The following is a 19,618-nucleotide window of genomic DNA, read 5'->3' as shown; positions in this document are numbered from 1 at the left end:
CACTATATTATTGAAAGTTCGGTGATTGGATGGACTTCATAACCAAAGATTTAATTATCAATTTTTTCTTTATACTCCTTCCGTTATTTTTTCTGCAAATATTTTATCTAATAAAGTATACATATCGTTCTGAAAAATTAAAAAGCTGGTTATTTGGTGTTTATCCTGCGGCATCTATTCTCTTATGCATGCTGTTTCCCGTTGTGGTAGGAGAAGGGTTCAGTTGGGATTTCCGCAGGATTCCTTTAATTTTAGGCGGCTTATATGGTGGGTATAAATTAGGATTTCTTTTATTGTTCTTGATTATCGTTATCCGCTATTTCATAGGTGGTGCGGGCTTTTATTTAACTCTGATTTCCTTCACTTTAGTAACGGCATTAGTCGTTTTCATATCAAAATACTATTTGAAAATGACTATAAAATATAAAGTACTGGTAAGCTGCTCGGTGACATTACTAACATTGCTGGCAGCCTTATTTATATCGGAATATATGCTGGAAAACACGCTGGGGATCAGGTTGTGGATGCCCTATATTGTGATAAATGTCATTGGCATGCTGATTGCCACACTATTTTGGGAAGTGATCAGGACAAATTTCGATGTTTTACAACAGCTAGTAAAAGCCGAGAAATTAGAAGTGGTCAGTCATCTGGCCGCAAGCATTTCTCATGAGGTGCGAAATCCGCTGACAGTGAGCAGAGGATTTATCCAGATGTTATCTGAAGAAAAATCCGAACAGACAAGAAAACAGTATGTAGATATTGCGTTGCAGGAGTTGGACCGTGCGACAGAAGTCATAAATGATTACTTAACTTTTGCAAAACCATTATCTGCAACGAATGAATTATTGCGTGTGTCCGAGGAAATCCAGCGTGCGGTCAACGTCATCGTTCCATTGGCTAATATGAATGGGGTGCAAGTCAAAACATGTTTATTGGATAATGAGCATTATTTTGTCAGCGGTGAAGGGAAAAAATTTCAGCAATGTTTGATCAATCTATTCAAAAACGGGATTGAATCCATGCAAAATAGTGGGGAATTACATATTTATCAAACCTGTAGAAATGAAACGATACAAATTGATATACAGGATCAGGGAATTGGCATGACGCCAGAACAAATAAACCGCCTAGGTGAGCCGTATTTTACAACAAAAGATAAAGGGACCGGACTGGGAATGATGGTCACTTTCAGTATTATAAAAGGCATGGGTGGAAATATTAGTGTAGATAGCAAACCAGGCAAAGGGACTTGTTTCTCCATAAGACTGCCTGTCCATTTCTCGTGAAAATCAAACTCCCTCTTCCTAATTATTAACATCCTTTTTTGAGTATATCTTAACAAATCAATTACAAACCTTTTTAATGCACGGCTGCTTCATGTCCGTATGTACTTGTCAACATTATTTACATCTACTTCACAACATTTCACCCGAATGCATTGTTCCATCTGCACAACTCCTCTTTTACGCGAGTGATGAAGTCAAGTGCGAGTGGCCTATGTTCACGATTTCTTGTGATTAAAAATAGGGGCCGCTCGAACAAAGCAGGTCTTCCATCGACTTTTGCCGTTACTATCTTCTTTTCAAGAATGTCCCTCCTGACAGAGCTCCAGGTAAGAAAACTGATTCCCAACCCGTCCATCATCATTCTTTTAACAGACTCGGATGAATCAGTCTGTATGAACGTTTCAAAAGTCAGCCCGTTATCATTAAACACAGATGATACCTTGTTCCATAATTCTGAATTAGGATCATAAACAATGACGGGATAATGTGTAATTTGTTCCAGCGTAATATTTTTTTCCTCTATCAAATGATGGGTAGGTGATGCAGTGAGAATGACGGGATCAGAGGAAACTTTTTCGGATTGCCAGCCCGGCAGCGATAGCGAGTAACGCTGGAAAGCCAGGTCGATAATTTGTTCGTTAATCATCTGCTCTATCTGGAATGAATGACCCGTCTTTATTAGGTAATGAGCTTTTGGGTATGCCCGTTTCTGTTGTTTGATTGTTTCAGGGAGAAGACTGGCTGCAATGTTGACTGATGCGCCAATCCTTAGGAACTGGCTGTCCAAAGCATCTTCCTTTTTTGCCGAACGAATTCCCTCATGGTGCAAGGCAACGATTCGTGATGCATATTCATGCAATACTTTACCGGCGGGGGTAAGCACTAAGCGTTTTCCTTCTCTTCTGAAAAGGTTGATTCCAAGATTTTTTTCCAGCGCAGCAATCTTCATCCAGGCAGCTGGCTGGGTCATGTAAAGTCGTTCAGCCGCCCTTGTAATACTTTGGGTTTGTGAAACCGCCAGAAAAACCTCATAAACAGAAATATCCATAATCACCCTCACTCCATAATATTTTTTTATTATTTAATAAAATTAATTATGTTCACTTATTATAATGCCTTCTACTAGACTAGATTGCAAGGAGGTGCTTTTATGACTAAAAAAGTTTATTTGATTGGATTTTCTGTGTTCCTCATGGCCACTGGTTATTTTCTTGCGATTCCGTTGTTTACCGCTTTTGCGGACGAGAGAGGATTTGGTATTAGTAAAGGTGCTTTATTGGTGGGATTATTTGTGTTGGCTCATAAAGGAGGCGGGCTGGTTTTTGCACCCCTCGCAGATCGCTGTGGACATAAAAGCATGGCGATCACTGGTGAGGCTTTGAGGGGCGGGGGGTTATTGTGTATTGCTTCAATTGATCAATTCCCGATGCTTATTATCTTTTCTTTCCTGTCCGGACTGGGAGGTGGGATGTCGAGCCCGGCACTGAATGCATTGATCATGTTTAGTGTGCCATTGAAACATCGTCTGCAAGTTTCCTCTTTGCGATCTATCGCCAATAACTCTGGAACTTTGGTCGGCCCAATTATCGCTGCTTGGATCATGTTTTGGGGCGACCTCTCATTGTCTTTCTTTATAGCAGGATGCTTGTATCTGATTGCTTCAGCTAGTCTGCTCGTCCTTAAAGATAACTATATACAGGCTGAACAGAACAAAACACCCTTATACGCACAAGTTTTAGGAAATCGACCGTTTTTGCTGATCCTGTTTTTTTTATTCGGCTTTTGGGTGCTTTATGCACAGCTTTTTGTCTCGATTCCGAACCAACTGAACTATATTACCGAGCACATCGAAAGCATCTTTTTATTAAATGGCGTAATAGGAATTCTCTTTCAATACCCTGTCAGCAAATTTATAATAGCCCGGAAAGGACTCATGCATTCGTATGCAACTGGGGTTATATTTTTTGTATTGACTTTTCTTGTGATTGCGATGTTTCCTGGGTGGATTGGCATCCATTTAGCAGTCATCCTGATGGCGGTGGGGGAAATGTTTATTCTTCCAACAACCGACCTGTTGATCACCAATGTATCAGGTGAAAAGAATGCAGCCAGCTATTTTGCGTTTAAAAATCTTGCGGACGCAATAGGAAGGCCTACTGGGGGCATGATTGGCGGACTATTGTTTGGCCATGTGTTTCCAGACGGCAACAGCATCGGCTGGATGGTATTTGTATTATTTGCTGCTGCACTGTTGGTTTACCATCGGTACTGTTTAGCGAGGAACCTTCAAAAATCATCAGATATTCTTAAAGTCTCATAAAAGTCATTCGATTCTTTTTTAAAATCAATGAGGCATTCTGAATAATTCGCTAGACCAACTTAAGGTGAAAAAAGTATGTAATCTATATTTAACAAGATATAAAAGAACTGAACAATAAATGGGATCGTCTGAAATCAAAAACGTTGATCTATTTGTTCAGTATTACTTAACAAAAAAATAAAAATAATGCTAGACAATCGAATAAAATGTCGATAAAATATGTTTCATAATATTCAGATATTAATATATACTTAATTTTAAGTAAGTCCAAATGGACAATTTGGTAGATAATAAGAAATGAACGAAACATTACATCTTTTTTAGTAAAATCATACTTAACGTTTTCGGTAAATTTTGATTACTTGTAGTTAACGGCCGTGGAAGATATGAACAAATATCTATGCCGACATTTAAGGAGGTGACCAATGAATCATTCGAGGTGAAATAAATCTACATTTACCACAAAGTGATAGATATCAGGAGGTGAAATGATGGGACGGTTTATATTAAGGCGGCTGTTCCAGGCACTGATTGTATTGATTGGGGCTTCGGGAATTGCATTTTTTATCCTGAGGGTGATTCCTGGTGATCCGGCAACCCTTATGCTTCCGGAAAACGCCACCCAAGAGGAGCTTCATCAAATGAGAGAAGCTATGGGGTTGAATCTTCCAATTTGGTCACAGTACATCGTTTATTTTAAGCAAATGATTTTCATGGATTTCGGTAATTCCTTAAATCGGGGAGTTCCGTCCATGGAGCTCATAATGGAAAATTTACCAGCCACTGCAATCCTTGTCTTTTGGGCGATGGTCATTGCCATTGTGATTGCAATCCCGCTTGGAATGCTGGCGGCGGTGAAAAAGAACTCCCTGTCTGACTATGCAGTCAGTGTACTGGCCATGCTTGGTCAGTCGGTGCCGAGCTACTGGCTTGGGATGATGTTGATATTATTAATAGCAGTAAAGTGGCAGCTGCTTCCTACTACTGGATATGGCAGCTGGAATAACCTGATTCTGCCGGCCTTCACACTGGCAGTTTACCAGTTGGCTTTAATTTCCCGGCTCATGCGATCAAGCATGCTGGATGTGCTCCATAATGATTATGTCAGGACTGCTCGTGCAAAAGGTCTGCCGGAGAAAATTGTCCTATTTAAGCACGTCTTTAAAAATGCGTTAATTCCTACCATTACGATGATTGGTCTCCAGACAGGACAGCTTCTTGGCGGTGCTATAATCACGGAATATATCTTTTCCTGGCCAGGGTTGGGATTCCTGACCGTTCAATCAATTCAATTCCGTGATTACCCGATGATACAGTCACTAGTAATCGTTTCAGCCCTAGTGTTTGTCATCATCAATTTTATCGTAGATATTCTGTATGCAGTCATCGACCGTCGTATTGTCGTTGATTCATGAGGGGTGAGGGAAATGGGCACTGCCATTCGAAAAATAAGTGAAAGAAAGATTGCTGCTGTCGGGCTTGTCCTTATGTTATTGGTCCTTTTGATGGCGATATTTGCAACCGCTCTCGTACCAATGGATCCTGAAGAACAAAATATTGAGTTGCGGTTGAAACCACCAGGCTGGACCGATAGCGAAGGAGTGAAGCATGTACTTGGAACTGATCAGTTAGGCCGGGACGTTCTCAGCCGTTTAATTGCCGGTTCAAGGGTTTCTATCAGTGTTGCGGCAGGAGCTGTTTTAATTGGTGGCACGATTGGTCTTATTATCGGTCTTGTATCCGGTTATTCAGGCGGATGGATTGACAGTGTCCTGATGCGGATTGCCGATATGCAGCTAGCCTTTCCGTTCTTATTGTTGGCGCTTACTATGGTGACAATCCTTGGCCCGAGCGTGATGAACATCGTGCTTGTGCTATCAGTAACTAGCTGGATATCGTATGCAAAAGTGGTCAGAAGCTCTGTCCTGTCGATTAAACACTTGGAATTCATAGAGGCGACAAAGGCGGTAGGCGCTTCGCAGTTCACGATTCTATTCAGGCATATTCTTCCTAACATCATATCACCTTTCATAGTGGTTGCCAGCTTTCAAGTCGCCACATTGATTATTGCAGAGTCGTCACTTAGTTTCCTAGGTCTCGGGGTGCCTGCAAGTCAGCCGACCTGGGGAGGGATGCTGGCGGATGGCAGGGAATACATGCTGGATGCATGGTGGATTGCTGTTTTTCCTGGAATCATGCTCATGGTTGTTGCGATGAGTGCTAATTTATTTGGTGATGGGTTGCGTGATGCTCTTGATCCGCGATAAACACCTGGTGGGTAAATAAATCTATTGAAAAGGGAGTTGAACAAGCAGTTGTCAAAAATACGCGTTCAGAGTTTAGATGAATTAGAATGCAGGCCGGGTGAGGTTCACACAGCACGATTACCCTTAGCAACTCTGCCAGATGGGACAGAAATATGTATGCCCCTTATAGTTGGTGAAGGCCATCAACCAGGTCCGACATTATTGCTGACAGCCCTAATTCATGGAATCGAAATTGGCGGATACGATGTAATTAACCGTTTGATGCACGAGGAGCTTGATTTTAGAAAGGTCCGTGGAAGGGTGCTTGCCATTCCTGTTGTCAATCCGTTTGCGCTCGGAGCATCGAGTCGTTTCACCCCGCAGGATTCTGCCGACCTTAATCGTGTGTTTCCCGGCAGTGCTGTCGGCACGCTAAGCCAGAGAGTTGCCCACACGCTGGTGGATGTTTTCGTCAAAGAAGCAGATTATGTGATTGATTTCCATTCCTGCAATCCGCCGTCCTGTGTTTTTACCATAGTAGATGATGCAGCGAATGCAAATGTTCAACATGTATCCTTAGGTATGGCGAAAGCGTTCGGGGCGATTACGGTGACACCGGCAGGACATACACCGGGTACCTTCAGTGGATATTTATCAGAAATAGGAAAGCCAGTCATTACACCGGAGCTTGTTTTTTCACGGCGCTTTGACCCTGATTCCAGCGAGGCAGGAGTGGTTGGCGTTAAAAATGTCATGAAATATCTTTGCATGCTGGATGGAGAACCTGTACCTCTCCCAAACGCTATCCCGTTTGGTGAACGATTGCTCTATACATCCTGTTTTGCAAATACTGGCGGGTTTATTTACTTCCGTAAGTATGTCGGGGATTCAGTGGAAAAGGGCGAAGTGTTCGCTACGGTCCATAACGTATTTGGAGAGAAGATTGATGAGATGGTTTCCCCGGTCAGCGGGTTGATCATTGCTTATCCTATGGCCGGAAATCAGGCCGTTACCACTGGTGATAAGGTTGCTTATTTTGCCTCAGCTCAGGTAGAAAGGAGGTAATATTCTGTTTTTCGACTTTAATGGTTTACTGCTTTAAACAAATGTAATGTAAGGGGGCTATGTTGAAATGAGAAGGATGAAAGTTTCTTTATTACTGTTAGTTATCATGTTTGTCCTAGGTGCTTGTTCTTCGTCAAGTTCCACTTCAACGAAGGATAACGACAAAAATAACACGAAAAAGGCTGAAGATGAAATCGCGATTGCGACCGGATCGGACCCAATCAGCTTAGATCCGCGTAAAACCTGGTCTGGACCGGGTTACAGCATGAATTCCCACATATTTGAACCTCTTGTATTCCGCACCATAGAAGGAGATCAAGTTAAGCTTGAAGGCGTTCTCGCTGAAAGTTTTGAAAACGTGGATGATCTGACATGGAAATTCACCCTCCGCAAAGGAGTGAAGTTTCATAACGGTGCTCCTCTAACTCCAGACTCTGTAAAGTTCACGATTGATTCCATCCTGGATCCAAACTTTAATACACCACTTAAAACTTGGTTAAGAGACGTAGCTGAGGTAACGACAGAAGGTGACTCAACCGTTTTCATTAAGACAAAAACACCAACAAGGGGGCTTGTCAGCTCACTTGCCCAGGTGCCAATCGTCGAACCGGGCGCCGTGAAATCACTTGGTGAAAAGTATAACACCGAGCCTGTCGGTACAGGACCTTATAAGGTTGAGAAATACACGCCCAACAACGAATTGCTCTTAACCCGTTTTGATGAATACTGGGGCAAGAAGGGCAAGACAAAAAACATACGTTTCAGGATCATGCCTGAAAGTTCCGTCCGTCTCGCTGCCCTGCAACGCGGTGATGTCCAAATTGCCGAAACGATGTCCCCTGATAAGCTTAACACCATCAAAAATGATCAAAATCTTGAAGTTTCACAAACAAAAACTTTAAGGGTAGATTTCCTTGTCCTTGAATTTAAAAACAAGTGGATTGCTGATAAAAATTTCAGAGAAGCACTGTCATTAGCCATAGACCGAAAATCATTGGTCAATAATGTCCTGGGCGGTACAACAATTCCTGCCTCTTCAGTCTCTCCACCAGGAACCATCGGCTTTAACGAAGATTTGCCAGTTTATAAGTTTGATCTGGAAGAAGCCAAGAAGCTTGTCAACGAATCCGGCTATGATGGTTCACCTATCAAGATGGGTGCTCCTGTTGGACGATATGCCATGGATAAACAGATGGGCGAAGCGATTGCCGGTATGTTGAAAAAAGCCGGAGTGAATGTTGAGCTGGAAACTCTTGAGTGGAGCTCCTATGTTCCAAAGACTGATACTGATGCCTATGATATCTGGTTCATTGGTGCAACAGATTTTACGATCAATCCTAGTAAGCACTGGGACGGTTATTTCCACTCAGCAACATCCGAAAATAACTATTCCAACCCGGAAGTTGACGCGCTGATGGATGAGGCAATCCAGACCATCGATGATGGTGAAGCGGCTGACCTTTATAAGCAAATCCAGGAGATTCTGCATGACGACAAACCGACACTTCCGCTTTACTATGAGCCGCAGGTTATCGGGGTTAGAAAGGGAGTGACCGGCTTTACTCCAAGACTTGATGAATATAGTATTCTCCGGGATGCCGAATATCGAAAATAGTGTAATAGATTTGAAACAATAGGGAGGTTATGCATTGAAAACTGTTGGCACAGCACAATTTGTTCAAGGAGAAAAAACGAGGGGCCATCTATTGGTTGGCAGCGATACCGATGGTTCTCCCATTCAGATACCAGTATTAATCGCCTCAGGTGCAGAAGAGGGACCTGTTGTTTGGGTACAAGGCTGTATCCACGGTGACGAATATGGCGGTGCTGCTTCCATTATCCGCTTTATCCAGGAGTTGGATCTTGGACAGTTAAAAGGAACTGTAGTGGGTGTACCTGTCGTCAACCTGCCTTCCTTCAAGGCACGCTACCGAACTTCCCCTATTGACGGGGCAAATCTCAACCGGATTTTCCCGGGAGATCCTCAGGGGACATTCAGCCAGCGCTTAGCCCACGCTTTAATCGAAACCATCTCCGAAACTGCCGATTATGTACTTGACCTGCATTCTGGCGGGATTGGGATCCATGTCGATTACTTTATGATCTGCCGTCAGGGTAAAAACGAAGCTTCTCGGAAATCGATGTGGCTTGCTGAACGCATGGGTGCCGAAGTGATCTGGCAGGCTGGAGGACCTGGAGCGACGACCGGTGTCGGGACCGATTATCTGACTCAAAAAGGCATTCCTGCGGTTACGATTGAGGTAGGAGGCGGCAATGTTACAGAGAAACATGAACAGCTGTTCAAGGATTCAATTGGGAACGCCTTGAAGGCCCTGGATATGATTCCTGGTGAGGCACCTGTCCAGGAGGAGTATGCTGTGTACAAACAAGGTGACTTTATTTTCGCTGGCCAGGGTGGGTTGTTTGTGCCAGCCTGTGAAGTTGGTTCGGTTATAAGCAAGGGAGACTTGATTGGTTCAATCATGAACCTGTACGGAGAGGTAACCGAGGAAATCAGATGTTCCTCGGACAACGCCTATCTTGCTGCCACCGGCCACCGTTTCTGGCCATTACATCCGGGCCAGCTTGTTGCTGAAACTTATACAAAAGAATAAGCTCCGACCAGGGTGAAAGCAGCATGAGCTTTGACCCTGGTGAGGTGTTTGTAACCCGAAAAACTATGTTACAGCTCAATCACCATTAAACACCGAGTGATTTTCGAAAATGATTAAAAGAAAGATAGCGTCTTCGATAGAAAAAATGTGAGGGAGGATCAATCTATTGAAAACAGTTGGCACAGCACAATTCATAAAAGGGGCGAAAACGAGGGGCCAAATAAAGGTAGGCACCGACACTGACGGGAGTGAATTTCATTTACCTGTTCTAGTTGCGGCAGGAAAGGAAGAGGGCCCGACTATTTGGGTTCAGGGCTGTATTCATGGTGAAGAATATGGCGGTGCGGCATCAATCATAAGGTTCTTTCAGGAATTGGATGTGAATCAGCTTCATGGAACCTTTGTTGGTGTTCCGGTGACAAACCCGCCTTCATTCAAAGCTAGAAGCCGGGTTTCTCCCCTCGATGGTGCAAACCTGAACCGCATTTTTCCCGGAGACCCAAAGGGAACATACAGTCAGCGTTTGGCACACGTCTTGCTGAATGCAGTATTGGATACCGCCGATTATGTACTGGATTTGCATTCAGGCGGTATCGGTTGTGAAGTTCCTTTTTACATGATCTGCAAGTACGATGACTCGGAAACGGCGAAGAAGTCTATGTGGCTGGCTGAGAGAATGGGTTCTGATGTCATTTGGCGATCTGCAGGGGAAGCTGGGACGGGCGGAACCGGCACTGCGCATTTTGTGAAAAACGGGATTCCTACAGTAACGGTTGAATGTGGAGGAGGAAATGTAACGGAAGAACATGAGCGTGATTTTAAAGCCTCCATCAGAAACGCGATGAAAGCATTAAACATGCTTGAGGGCGAGCCGCCTGTTCAAAAAGAATATACCGTCATCAATAAGGCAGATTTTATTTTTAACGGTGAAGGCGGGTTGTTCGTACCAGCTTGTAAAGTGGGTGATGTTTTGAACAAAGGAGATCTGATTGGGTCAATCATCAACCTGTTTGGAGATGTGACAGAGGAAGTTCGTTGTCCTTCGGATCGCTCCTATATCGCTGCCATCGGACACCGTTACTGGCCGTCTGACCCCGGTGAATTGATTGCTGAGGCAATCCCGATCGAGGACTAGATAGCTTGCCAGGCAAGAATATGATATCAAAATTAAAAGATAAACAAATTGGAGGAATTCAAATGGTGAAAACGGTTGGAACAGCTGAGGCGGTACAGGGAGAAAAAACGAGAGGATTTTTACAAGTAGGAACTGATACGGATGGTACCCCATTTAAGCTGCCCGTATTGGTTGCAACAGGGAACGAAGAAGGGCCGACGCTATGGGTACAGGCTTGTGTTCACGGAGATGAATATGGCGGTGCGGCATCCATCATCCGCTTTTTTCAAGAGCTAGATTTAAGCCAGCTGCGCGGCACATTGATTGGTGTACCAGTTACCAATCTGCCGTCATTCAAGGCTAGGTATAGGACATCTCCACTTGATGGAGCCAATCTTAACCGCATTTTCCCAGGTGATGCGAATGGTACGTACAGCCAGCGCCTAGCACATGCTTTGCTTACGGCCCAAACTGAAACCGCGGATTATGTTGTCGATTTCCATTCGGGTGGAAATGGCGCATATGTCCCTTTCTATGTCATTTGCGATTATGATGAATCCGAAGCCGGAAAAAAATCGATGTGGCTAGCCGAGCGCATGGGATCGGATGTGATCTGGCGTTCGGAGGCTGAGACCGATATCAATGGAACTGGCACTGCTCACCTGGTAAGCAAGGGCATTCCCGCAGTGGCGGTTGAGTGTGGCGGCGGCAATGTCACCGAGGATCATGAGCGCCTCTTTAAAGAGTCGATTGAAAATGCAATGAAGGCACTTGACATGCTCCCGGGCGAAGCCCCCGTACAACAAGAATATACCATCATCAATGGAGCAGATTTCTTCTTTGTTGGAGAAGGCGGCTTGTTTGTTCCTGCCTGCCATGTAGGGGAAGTGCTGAATAAAGGAGATTTAATCGGTTCTGTCATGAATCTCTATGGCGATGTGACAGAAGAGCTTTTTTGTCCATCGGATAACGCCTACATTGCAGCCGTAGGGCATCGGTATTGGCCTGTCCATCCTGGCCAGCTAATTGCAGAAGCTATTCCGATTGTAGGTCATAAAACTTCCGGAAAAGACTCATGAATACTCCAATTCTAGAGGTTCGTGATTTAGCTGTCAGTTTTAAAAGCAAACACGAATCATTGCCGGCTGTGGACGGTGTATCTTTTCAGATACAGCCGTCCGAGACGGTCTGCATTGTTGGTGAGTCAGGATCTGGGAAGAGTGTAACATCCCTGGCGATCATGGGTCTGTTATCCCAGCCGACAGGCAAGGTTAACAGAGGCGAAATTTTACTGAAAGGCGAGAACCTGCTGAATAAAAGTAAGAAAGAGATACGACAGGTACGTGGAAATGAGATAGCGATGATTTTTCAGGAGCCGATGACGTCCTTGAATCCTGTTTTTACAGTCGGCGACCAAATCGCAGAATCGCTGCGCTACCACAGAGGACTAAAGAAAAAAGACGCGATGGATAAGTCGGTCGATTTGCTTCGTATGGTTGGTATCCCATCTCCAGAACAGCGGGTGCACGAGTATCCTCACCAGCTCTCTGGAGGCATGAGGCAGAGGATCATGATCGCGATGGCCCTTGCTTGCGATCCCAAGCTATTAATTGCCGACGAGCCAACGACTGCTTTGGATGTGACCATTCAAGCACAGGTCCTGGAGTTGATGAAAGGGTTAAAAGAAAAACTTGGAATGTCCATACTCCTGATTACACATGATCTTGGTGTGGTTGCCGACATGGCTGATAGGGTTGTCGTTATGTATGCAGGCAAGGTTGTTGAAGAAGCCAGTGTGTGGGACATCTTTCAGCGTCCTTACCATCCTTACACACTAGGGTTGTTGGAAGCCATGCCCTCACTTGAAGGGCAGACAGGCAGATTGCAAACCATCAAAGGGGTAATACCAAATCCATTAAACAAACCGGAGGGGTGCTTGTTTCACCCCAGGTGTCCGTTTGCAACAGACAAATGCAGGGAATCAGAGCCGGAAGCAGAACAGGTTGAAAAGGGCCGGCGCGTTGCATGCTGGCATTACAGTAAACTTCGTGAACAAGAGGTGATTTAAATTGATAGACAATGCAATAGAAACCAAATTGCCTCTTCTTGATGTCAAGAATATTAAAAAGTATTATCCTGTCAAGAAAAGCTTTTTTAATCGGTCGAGGGAATGGGTCAAGGCTGTCGATGATGTTTCTTTTACGGTAGATGAGGGAGAAACACTGGGCATTGTTGGCGAGTCAGGCTGTGGAAAATCCACATTGGGCAGGAATATTTTACGTCTGCAGAAACCGACAGGCGGACAGGTCATCTATAGGGATACAGACATAACCAATTACCGGGAATCACAGCTTCGGCATATTCGCAGGGAAATGCAAATAGTTTTTCAAGATCCATACGCCTCACTGAACCCGAAGCATAAGGTGAGTGAAATTGTGGGAGAGCCTTTGAGAGTGCATAGGCAGGGCTCAAGGGGAGAACGGCGCGACCGGGTACAATCGCTGCTTGAAAAAGTCGGGCTTGATAGAAATCATATTTCCAGGTATCCCCATGAATTTTCAGGAGGACAACGGCAGAGGATTGGAATCGCACGTGCACTTGCGTTAAACCCGAGGCTGATCGTTTGTGACGAACCGATATCGGCTCTGGATGTGTCCGTTCAGTCGCAGGTGATTAATCTTCTTCAGGATCTTCAGGAGGAACTGGGATTAACCTATCTATTCATTTCCCACGACCTCTCAGTCATCAGGCATATATGCAATCGGGTGGCAGTGATGTACCTGGGAAAGATTGTGGAGCTCGGAAGTACGGAAGAAATCTATCTTGCTCCTGCACATCCCTATACACAGGCATTATTGTCGGCCATTCCTTTGCCAAATCCGCTCCAGCAGAGAAAGAGGGCAAGAATTATCTTGCAAGGAGATGTACCCAACCCGATAAACCCGCCAAGTGGCTGCCGGTTTCATACCCGCTGCCCTCTTGCTACAGATTTATGCAAACAAGAAGAACCGAAATTCGAAGAAAAGAAGCCTGGACGGTGGGTGGCATGCCACTATCCACAGACTTAGACACCCATTTATCCCTCCGGGTGATCCCGGAGGTAAAAAAATGGGTCAAATTTGTGACGACCGGGAGGGGTTCATTTGGAGTTCGGAAGGAACATCAGAAGGTTAAGAGAGCAGCAAGATATGACAGTTCGACAACTGGCTGATTTGGTGGAATGTACGCCGAGCTATATCAGCCAAATTGAGCGGGACATGGCGAATCCCTCCATAAACACTTTGAAAAAAATAAGTGCTGTCCTCGAAGTTTCTTTAGTTGATTTTTTCGAGGAAGAAACTCATTCCAACGAGTTTGAAAAAAATTATATTGTTCGACATCATAAAAGAAGAAAATTTTATAGCGAAAGCGAAAAAACGGATATATCACTTCTATCACCTTCGTGCATTGGGAGCAAGAATATTGAAATGCATTTGATGGCAGTGGTGCCCGGTGGTAAAAGTGATAAATTATATATCAATATCGCTGAAGAAGTCGGTTATGTACTGAAGGGGAAAATAACGATAATTTTAGGCGACGAGCGTTTCAATTTGGAACAAGGAGATGGTATTTATTTTTCTGGGAAAATACCGCATGGATGGGAAAATAATTCATCAATAGAGGCGATTATGTTGTTTGCGGTAACGCCGTCAATCATTAGAACAGGGGAGAGTCTGCTTTTAGGAGAAAGTAATTATGTGGCACATTCTCACTGAAATCATCTATGGAATTTGAAAAGAGTGAACGCACCTGTGTGCGTCTTAAAATAAGCCTTGATGTGTGTAACATAGTATTTCACAAATATTTAAAGTCCAAATATGCCAAAATTAGGGATTGTGATATACTGATAGAGGAATTAATACATCAATTTTAATCCCATGAGTGAATCCTCGGGATGTTACATATGTTTTCATGTAAGTCTAAGCGCAGGAGGAATTATCCTTGGATATTGGAACGAAAATAAGAACATTACGAAAAAGTATGGACATGTCGGTTCGGCAGCTATCTGAACTGTCAGAGTGCACACCTAGTTTCATTAGTCAAATCGAACGGAATATTGCCAATCCCTCCATCAATACATTAAAAAAAATCGCAGAAATATTGAATGTGCCTCTTATTTATTTTTTTGAAGAAGACACCAATGAATCAGAAGAAGAGTATGTCGTCCGAAAAAACAGGCGCAAGAAGCTAAACAGTCCAGCTGAAAAAGCTGAGGTTTTTTTGTTAACACCCACCAATAATTCCAGAAATATAGAAATGCATATGATCATGATAGAGCCAGGGGGCAAGAGTGACAAACTATACGTCAACAGTGCAGAAGAGGTAGGCTATGTTTTAAATGGGACCTTGACACTTCATCTGGGCGATGACAGCTTTGAGGTTAAGGAAGGTGACAGTATTTACTTCCCCGGTAACATACCACATGGCTGGGAGAACAGGACAAATGCGCAGGTAGTTACATTATGGGCGGTTACACCACCGATCATAAAGAAGTAAGTTTGTTAAAATATGATCCCCCTAAACGAAACCGCTTTGCTTCTATATAATGCATTAAGATTTTGTGTGTTGGTATATTATAATTACTGGTCGGAGACTAAATAAGCGAAACAGGCTGAATGATTTATTCAGTCTGTTTTTTATAATAAGTGGTTATGCTGTAGAGAACTGTATTACTGAGCGAGCATTGTGTTAGATTATTCAAGATTTCTAAAGCGATGGTCAATGAGAATGGGCTTTACTATTGCATGATTTTACCCATTTCTGTCAGCCGCCTGGGAGGACACGACCATATTCAATGAAATGTATCATCATCGCTAACAAGAGACTACCTAGAAACAAGCAAGACAGCAATAGTATATACCTTTTATTATCTTGTTGTTTCGATTGCTTTTTCTTAAGCGTTTCCTGATATGACTTTTGTATTTGCCTTTGCTTTAAATCATATGGTGCTTTATTTTTCGTCATGCTTTTCACCACCACCGCTTTGTTAATGAATTTAGACGATAAATCATGAAGAACGGTTGCAATGGTAAGCTTCCTGATCTGTAGGTGGTGCTTCAACTCATTGACAACAAATAATATCAATGATAGATTTATTTTGAATTAAAAATAATTTAATTCGAGATAAAATGCATTGTTTCTATATGGATCAGCAACTCATTTTTCGGAAAAATGAAAAGGGTATGTACAATAACAAATAAGACGGAATTAACCGAAACCATAAAAATGAATTGGAGGCAAAAGATGAACGGCTTAAAAGGAATACATCACGTAACCGCAATAACCAGCAGTGCCGAAAAGAACTATGAATTTTTCACATATGTTTTAGGCATGCGTTTAGTTAAGAAAACCGTCAACCAGGACGATATCCAGACATATCACTTGTTCTTTGCAGACGACAAAGGCAGCCCGGGAACTGATATGACATTCTTCGACTTCCCGGGAATTCCAAAGGGTGTGCATGGCACCAACGAAATTTCAAAAACTTCTTTCCGTGTACCAAATGACGCAGCGCTTGATTACTGGGTAAGACGTTTTGATCGTCTGGAGGTTGAACACACTGGAATTAGGGAACTATTCGGCAAAAAGACACTGTCTTTTGTTGATTTCGATGACCAGCAATATCAGTTGATATCCGATGAAAAAAATGAAGGCGTAGCTGCCGGTACACCATGGCAAAAAGGGCCAATCCCCCTCGAGCATGCAATAACCGGGTTGGGCCCGATTTTTGTCCGAGTCGCAAATTTTGACTATTTTAAAGAAGTGATGGAAAAGGTGCTAATGTTCAAAGAAATAGCCCAGGAAGGGTCCTTCCATCTATTTGAAGTGGGTGAAGGAGGAAACGGGGCTCAAGTAGTCGTAGAATACAACGCAATCCTTCCTCCAGCTCAGCAAGGCTTTGGCACTGTTCACCATGCAGCATTCCGGGTTGACGACCGTTCCGTTCTTGAGGAATGGATCGAACGAATGGAAAGTTTCGGATTCCGGACCTCTGGTTATGTGGACCGATACTTTTTCCAGTCACTTTATTCAAGGGTTGCGCCACAAATATTATTTGAATTTGCCACAGATGGGCCAGGATTCATGGGGGACGAGCCATATGAAACCCTTGGCGAAAAACTGTCACTGCCTCCATTCCTGGAACCAAAACGCGATCAAATCGAAAAATTGGTCCGCCCAATCGATACTGTAAGAAGTAACAAGGAATTCGTTAAGGAATGATGATAATAGTTCACTGGTGCCAACTAATGTTGCGCAAATGAATAACCCAATCTGTTGTTAGTAATTTAACAACAGTTTTTTTATTGAAAAAATAATCCTTTATTAAATATATTAAAGGAAAATGCCACCCCGGCATTTAATATAAAGGAGGAAAAAGATTTATGTTTTGCAGAGAGATGAAATAAAATGGCGGTGACTGAGGTTATTTTCCATCGATACATGTGAGGTGGTAATGTGTGACGAGTACAGTTTATATTACAAGAAAGCTGCCAGGGGAAATAGTCGATAAACTAACTAATTTTTTTAATGTAAGAATGTGGGAAGAGGAACATGTCCCTGTACCAAAAGAGGTGCTGCTTCAGGAAATAGCAAATGCGGACGGCCTGTTATGCTTGTTAACCGATCGGATTGATCAGGAGGTTTTAAAGAATGCTAATCAATTAAAGGCCATTTGCAACGTGGCTGTAGGCTATAACAATATTGATGTTGATGCTGCTGCTGCAAAAGGCATAGTGGTTACAAATACACCCCGGGTATTAACTGAAACGACAGCCGATTTGACTTTTGCACTGTTAATGGCGGCAGCCCGGAGAGTCGTCGAAGCATCCGATGTTTTGCGCAATGGTGAATGGGGAACATGGTCCCTGATGCAGCTGACGGGGCAGGATGTTTATGGTGCAACCTTGGGGATCATTGGATTGGGCAGGATTGGAGAAGCACTTGTGAAGCGTGCGAAGGGCTTTGATATGAATGTTCTGTATTATAACCGTACACGAAAGCCGGAAAAAGAGCAGGAGCTTGATATTCAGTATGCTGAATTGAAGGAGTTGCTCCAGCAATCTGATTATGTATCTCTCCTTCTTCCTTATAGTCCCGGCGTGCATCACATGATCGGCAATGAAGAGTTATCTATGATGAAAAGCACGGCCATCCTCGTCAACACCTCCCGGGGCGGAATTGTGGATGAGGAAGCATTGTATCATGCATTGAGGGACGGGAAAATTTTGGCGGCAGGATTGGATGTTTTCGAGCAGGAACCAATGCCACTGAATCATCCTTTGCTTTCCTTGCCAAACGTTGTGGCTTTGCCACATATAGGAAGCGCGAGTGTGAAAACGAGAATGCAGATGGCCCATCTGGCGGCTGACAATTTAGTGAAGGTACTATACGGGGAAGAACCTATAACACCAGTGTGGTAAAATAAGAATTCGGACAATCAGCGAAAAAACAAGCATGGAGGCTTAAAGGTGAGTTATCAATTAAAAAACTGCTTCAAAATGTTTGCATTAAATTCAAACCGGCAGCTGGCTAGTGAGATGGCCCTGCTTTTGGGCTGTGAGCTGGGAAAAAGCTCTGTAACCCGATTCAGTGATGGTGAAATCCAAATTAATATAGAAGAAAGCGTACGGGGAAGCGATGTATTTTTAGTTCAATCCACTTCATATCCCGGAAATGAACATATTATGGAGCTTCTGATTATGATCGATGCTTTGAAAAGGGCTTCAGCAAAAAATATAAATGTTGTTATCCCCTACTACGGATTTGCACGCCAGGACAGAAAAGCCCGTTCACGCGAACCAATCACTGCGAAGCTCATTGCAAACCTATTGGAAAAGGCGGGGGCAACCAGGATTCTGACTATTGACCTTCATGCTCCGCAAATCCAGGGTTTCTTTGACATCCCTGTAGATCAGCTACTGGGTGTACCGATCCTGTCAGAGTATTATCAATACAAAGGGTTGGAAGATATTGTAGTTGTGGCGCCGAATCAAGGCGGTGTAGTGAGGGCAAGAAAAATGGCGAGCAAATTAAATGCACCGATAGCGTTTATCGATATCCGACGGCCCAAACCAGATTTAGCTGAAGTTACAAATGTCGTAGGTGCCATAGAAGGGAGAAATGCAATAATAATTGATGGTGTAATTGATACGGCCACAACCATGACACTGGCTGCCAACGCGTTAGTCGATGCAGGGGCAAAATCGGTATATGCCTGCTGCACACATGCGATCCTGTCCGGCCATGCTGTCAGTAGAATCAAATCATCACCAATTAAAGAACTGGTGGTGACGAACACAATTCATCTGCCAGAGGAAAAGCAGGCAGGTAATATTACGTCCCTATCTGTTGCCCCATTATTTGCTGATGCGATTGGCCGCATTCATAATGAAATAGCAGTAAGTCCATTATTTGAATAGTATTACTGAAGTCAACTGGATAAGCCTGTTGGCTTCTTTAATATAAACAAGAGGAGGCTTTTAATCTGAGAGAATGCTAATCTTAAAATCGTAGGAATAAGTACAGAAGAAGGAAATGAGACATTAGCGGCTCAGAGTAGAAAATACAAACAAGTTGATTGTAGAAATGGTTCACTTCTTGTGAAATGAAAATAGTTTTTAAGTTTCATCCCCATTGTAATCATCAATGATTCCTTGTTTGACCTCCTTGTGAAGCATTTCAATAGCAAACGTATGAACCTGGACTGTTTCATTCATATGTCTAATACTGCTTCTTAACTCTGACAAAATTCTTTCCTGTCCAAGTTCAAGGTTATCGAATCGTTTATTATGATTTTCCTCGAGTCGGTCAACCCTGTTTTCAAGTCCATCAAACCTGTTTTCAAGTCCATCAAATCTGTCTTCAAGTCCATCAAACCTGTTTTCAAGTCCATCAAATCTGTCTTCAAGTCCATCGATCCTGCTTTCCAG

At 43.4% G+C, this 19,618-nt stretch carries 17 protein-coding genes and 1 pseudogene; 16 read left to right on the top strand and 2 right to left on the bottom strand.

Annotated elements, in window-relative coordinates; translation table 11 throughout:
• Positions 1-29: 29 nt before the first annotated feature.
• Complete coding sequence (locus tag CVD19_RS21655) at positions 30-1,289, top strand: ATP-binding protein (RefSeq protein WP_101585263.1); 1,260 nt, start codon at positions 30-32, stop codon at positions 1,287-1,289.
• 139 nt (positions 1,290-1,428) lie between these two features.
• Here the strand turns inward: CVD19_RS21655 and CVD19_RS21650 are convergent, their stop codons facing one another.
• Positions 1,429-2,337, bottom strand: coding sequence for a LysR family transcriptional regulator (locus tag CVD19_RS21650; RefSeq protein ID WP_101585262.1), 909 nt, complete (start codon positions 2,335-2,337; stop codon positions 1,429-1,431).
• A gap of 102 nt (positions 2,338-2,439) precedes the next feature.
• Between CVD19_RS21650 and CVD19_RS21645 the strand changes: the two genes are divergently transcribed.
• The 15 genes from CVD19_RS21645 to CVD19_RS21570 all read left to right on the top strand — a co-directional run bounded on the left by CVD19_RS21645 (position 2,440) and on the right by CVD19_RS21570 (position 19,108).
• Positions 2,440-3,609, top strand: a complete 1,170-nt coding sequence (locus CVD19_RS21645; RefSeq protein WP_101585261.1) for an MFS transporter — start codon at positions 2,440-2,442, stop codon at positions 3,607-3,609.
• A 491-nt stretch (positions 3,610-4,100) separates the two neighbouring features.
• Positions 4,101-5,024 (top strand): ABC transporter permease, encoded by a 924-nt coding sequence (locus tag CVD19_RS21640; protein ID WP_180953739.1) that lies wholly within the window; start codon positions 4,101-4,103, stop codon positions 5,022-5,024.
• A gap of 12 nt (positions 5,025-5,036) precedes the next feature.
• Positions 5,037-5,876 (top strand): ABC transporter permease, encoded by an 840-nt coding sequence (locus CVD19_RS21635; protein ID WP_101585259.1) that lies wholly within the window; start codon positions 5,037-5,039, stop codon positions 5,874-5,876.
• A 156-nt stretch (positions 5,877-6,032) separates the two neighbouring features.
• Positions 6,033-6,920 carry a succinylglutamate desuccinylase/aspartoacylase family protein gene (locus CVD19_RS21630; protein WP_101585258.1) on the top strand — a complete coding sequence of 296 codons (888 nt, stop codon included), beginning with the start codon at positions 6,033-6,035 and terminating at the stop codon, positions 6,918-6,920.
• Between the two features lie 67 nt (positions 6,921-6,987).
• A complete protein-coding gene (locus tag CVD19_RS21625) occupies positions 6,988-8,535 on the top strand; it encodes an ABC transporter substrate-binding protein (RefSeq protein ID WP_101585257.1) in 1,548 nt (515 codons plus the stop codon).
• Between the two features lie 34 nt (positions 8,536-8,569).
• Complete coding sequence (locus tag CVD19_RS21620) at positions 8,570-9,535, top strand: succinylglutamate desuccinylase/aspartoacylase family protein (protein WP_101585256.1); 966 nt, start codon at positions 8,570-8,572, stop codon at positions 9,533-9,535.
• Positions 9,536-9,701: 166 nt separating this feature from the next.
• Positions 9,702-10,670, top strand: coding sequence for a succinylglutamate desuccinylase/aspartoacylase family protein (locus tag CVD19_RS21615; RefSeq protein ID WP_180953738.1), 969 nt, complete (start codon positions 9,702-9,704; stop codon positions 10,668-10,670).
• Positions 10,671-10,732: 62 nt separating this feature from the next.
• Positions 10,733-11,728, top strand: a complete 996-nt coding sequence (locus tag CVD19_RS21610; protein ID WP_180953737.1) for a succinylglutamate desuccinylase/aspartoacylase family protein — start codon at positions 10,733-10,735, stop codon at positions 11,726-11,728.
• On the top strand, positions 11,725-12,717 hold the full coding sequence (locus CVD19_RS21605; protein WP_101585253.1) for an ABC transporter ATP-binding protein: 993 nt from the start codon (positions 11,725-11,727) through the stop codon (positions 12,715-12,717). The genes CVD19_RS21610 and CVD19_RS21605 overlap by 4 nt, the downstream gene beginning before the upstream one ends.
• Before the next feature lies 1 nt (position 12,718).
• The gene (locus CVD19_RS21600; protein ID WP_101585252.1) at positions 12,719-13,717 is read left to right on the top strand and encodes an ABC transporter ATP-binding protein; all 999 of its coding nucleotides are present in this window, start codon (positions 12,719-12,721) and stop codon (positions 13,715-13,717) included.
• A 75-nt stretch (positions 13,718-13,792) separates the two neighbouring features.
• Positions 13,793-14,404: a helix-turn-helix domain-containing protein gene (locus tag CVD19_RS21595; RefSeq protein ID WP_101585251.1), complete on the top strand. Its 612-nt coding sequence runs from the start codon at positions 13,793-13,795 to the stop codon at positions 14,402-14,404.
• 226 nt (positions 14,405-14,630) lie between these two features.
• Positions 14,631-15,185, top strand: coding sequence for a helix-turn-helix domain-containing protein (locus CVD19_RS21590; RefSeq protein ID WP_101585250.1), 555 nt, complete (start codon positions 14,631-14,633; stop codon positions 15,183-15,185).
• A gap of 747 nt (positions 15,186-15,932) precedes the next feature.
• Positions 15,933-16,910 (top strand): ring-cleaving dioxygenase, encoded by a 978-nt coding sequence (locus CVD19_RS21580; RefSeq protein ID WP_101585248.1) that lies wholly within the window; start codon positions 15,933-15,935, stop codon positions 16,908-16,910.
• 236 nt (positions 16,911-17,146) lie between these two features.
• Complete coding sequence (locus tag CVD19_RS21575) at positions 17,147-18,109, top strand: 2-hydroxyacid dehydrogenase (protein WP_101585247.1); 963 nt, start codon at positions 17,147-17,149, stop codon at positions 18,107-18,109.
• Between the two features lie 48 nt (positions 18,110-18,157).
• On the top strand, positions 18,158-19,108 hold the full coding sequence (locus tag CVD19_RS21570; RefSeq protein WP_374702916.1) for a ribose-phosphate diphosphokinase: 951 nt from the start codon (positions 18,158-18,160) through the stop codon (positions 19,106-19,108).
• Positions 19,109-19,306: 198 nt separating this feature from the next.
• On the opposite strand, the pseudogene CVD19_RS25040 reads toward CVD19_RS21570, so the two are convergent.
• A pseudogene (locus CVD19_RS25040) lies at positions 19,307-19,618 on the bottom strand (hypothetical protein); the annotation flags it as partial.

Origin of the sequence: Bacillus sp. T33-2 (assembly GCF_002860205.1) — a bacterium.
GTDB lineage: Bacteria > Bacillota > Bacilli > Bacillales > Cytobacillaceae > T33-2.
Note: the sequence above shows the minus strand (reverse complement) of the source record. Positions and strands in the feature narration are given on the sequence as shown.

Coding starts and splice junctions, on each gene's coding strand:
- CVD19_RS21655 (WP_101585263.1), top strand. CDS start 30: ATGGACTTCATAACCAAAGATTTAATTATCAATTTTTTCTTTATACTC.
- CVD19_RS21650 (WP_101585262.1), bottom strand. CDS start 2,337: ATGGATATTTCTGTTTATGAGGTTTTTCTGGCGGTTTCACAAACCCAA.
- CVD19_RS21645 (WP_101585261.1), top strand. CDS start 2,440: ATGACTAAAAAAGTTTATTTGATTGGATTTTCTGTGTTCCTCATGGCC.
- CVD19_RS21640 (WP_180953739.1), top strand. CDS start 4,101: ATGGGACGGTTTATATTAAGGCGGCTGTTCCAGGCACTGATTGTATTG.
- CVD19_RS21635 (WP_101585259.1), top strand. CDS start 5,037: ATGGGCACTGCCATTCGAAAAATAAGTGAAAGAAAGATTGCTGCTGTC.
- CVD19_RS21630 (WP_101585258.1), top strand. CDS start 6,033: ATGCCCCTTATAGTTGGTGAAGGCCATCAACCAGGTCCGACATTATTG.
- CVD19_RS21625 (WP_101585257.1), top strand. CDS start 6,988: ATGAGAAGGATGAAAGTTTCTTTATTACTGTTAGTTATCATGTTTGTC.
- CVD19_RS21610 (WP_180953737.1), top strand. CDS start 10,733: ATGGTGAAAACGGTTGGAACAGCTGAGGCGGTACAGGGAGAAAAAACG.
- CVD19_RS21605 (WP_101585253.1), top strand. CDS start 11,725: ATGAATACTCCAATTCTAGAGGTTCGTGATTTAGCTGTCAGTTTTAAA.
- CVD19_RS21580 (WP_101585248.1), top strand. CDS start 15,933: ATGAACGGCTTAAAAGGAATACATCACGTAACCGCAATAACCAGCAGT.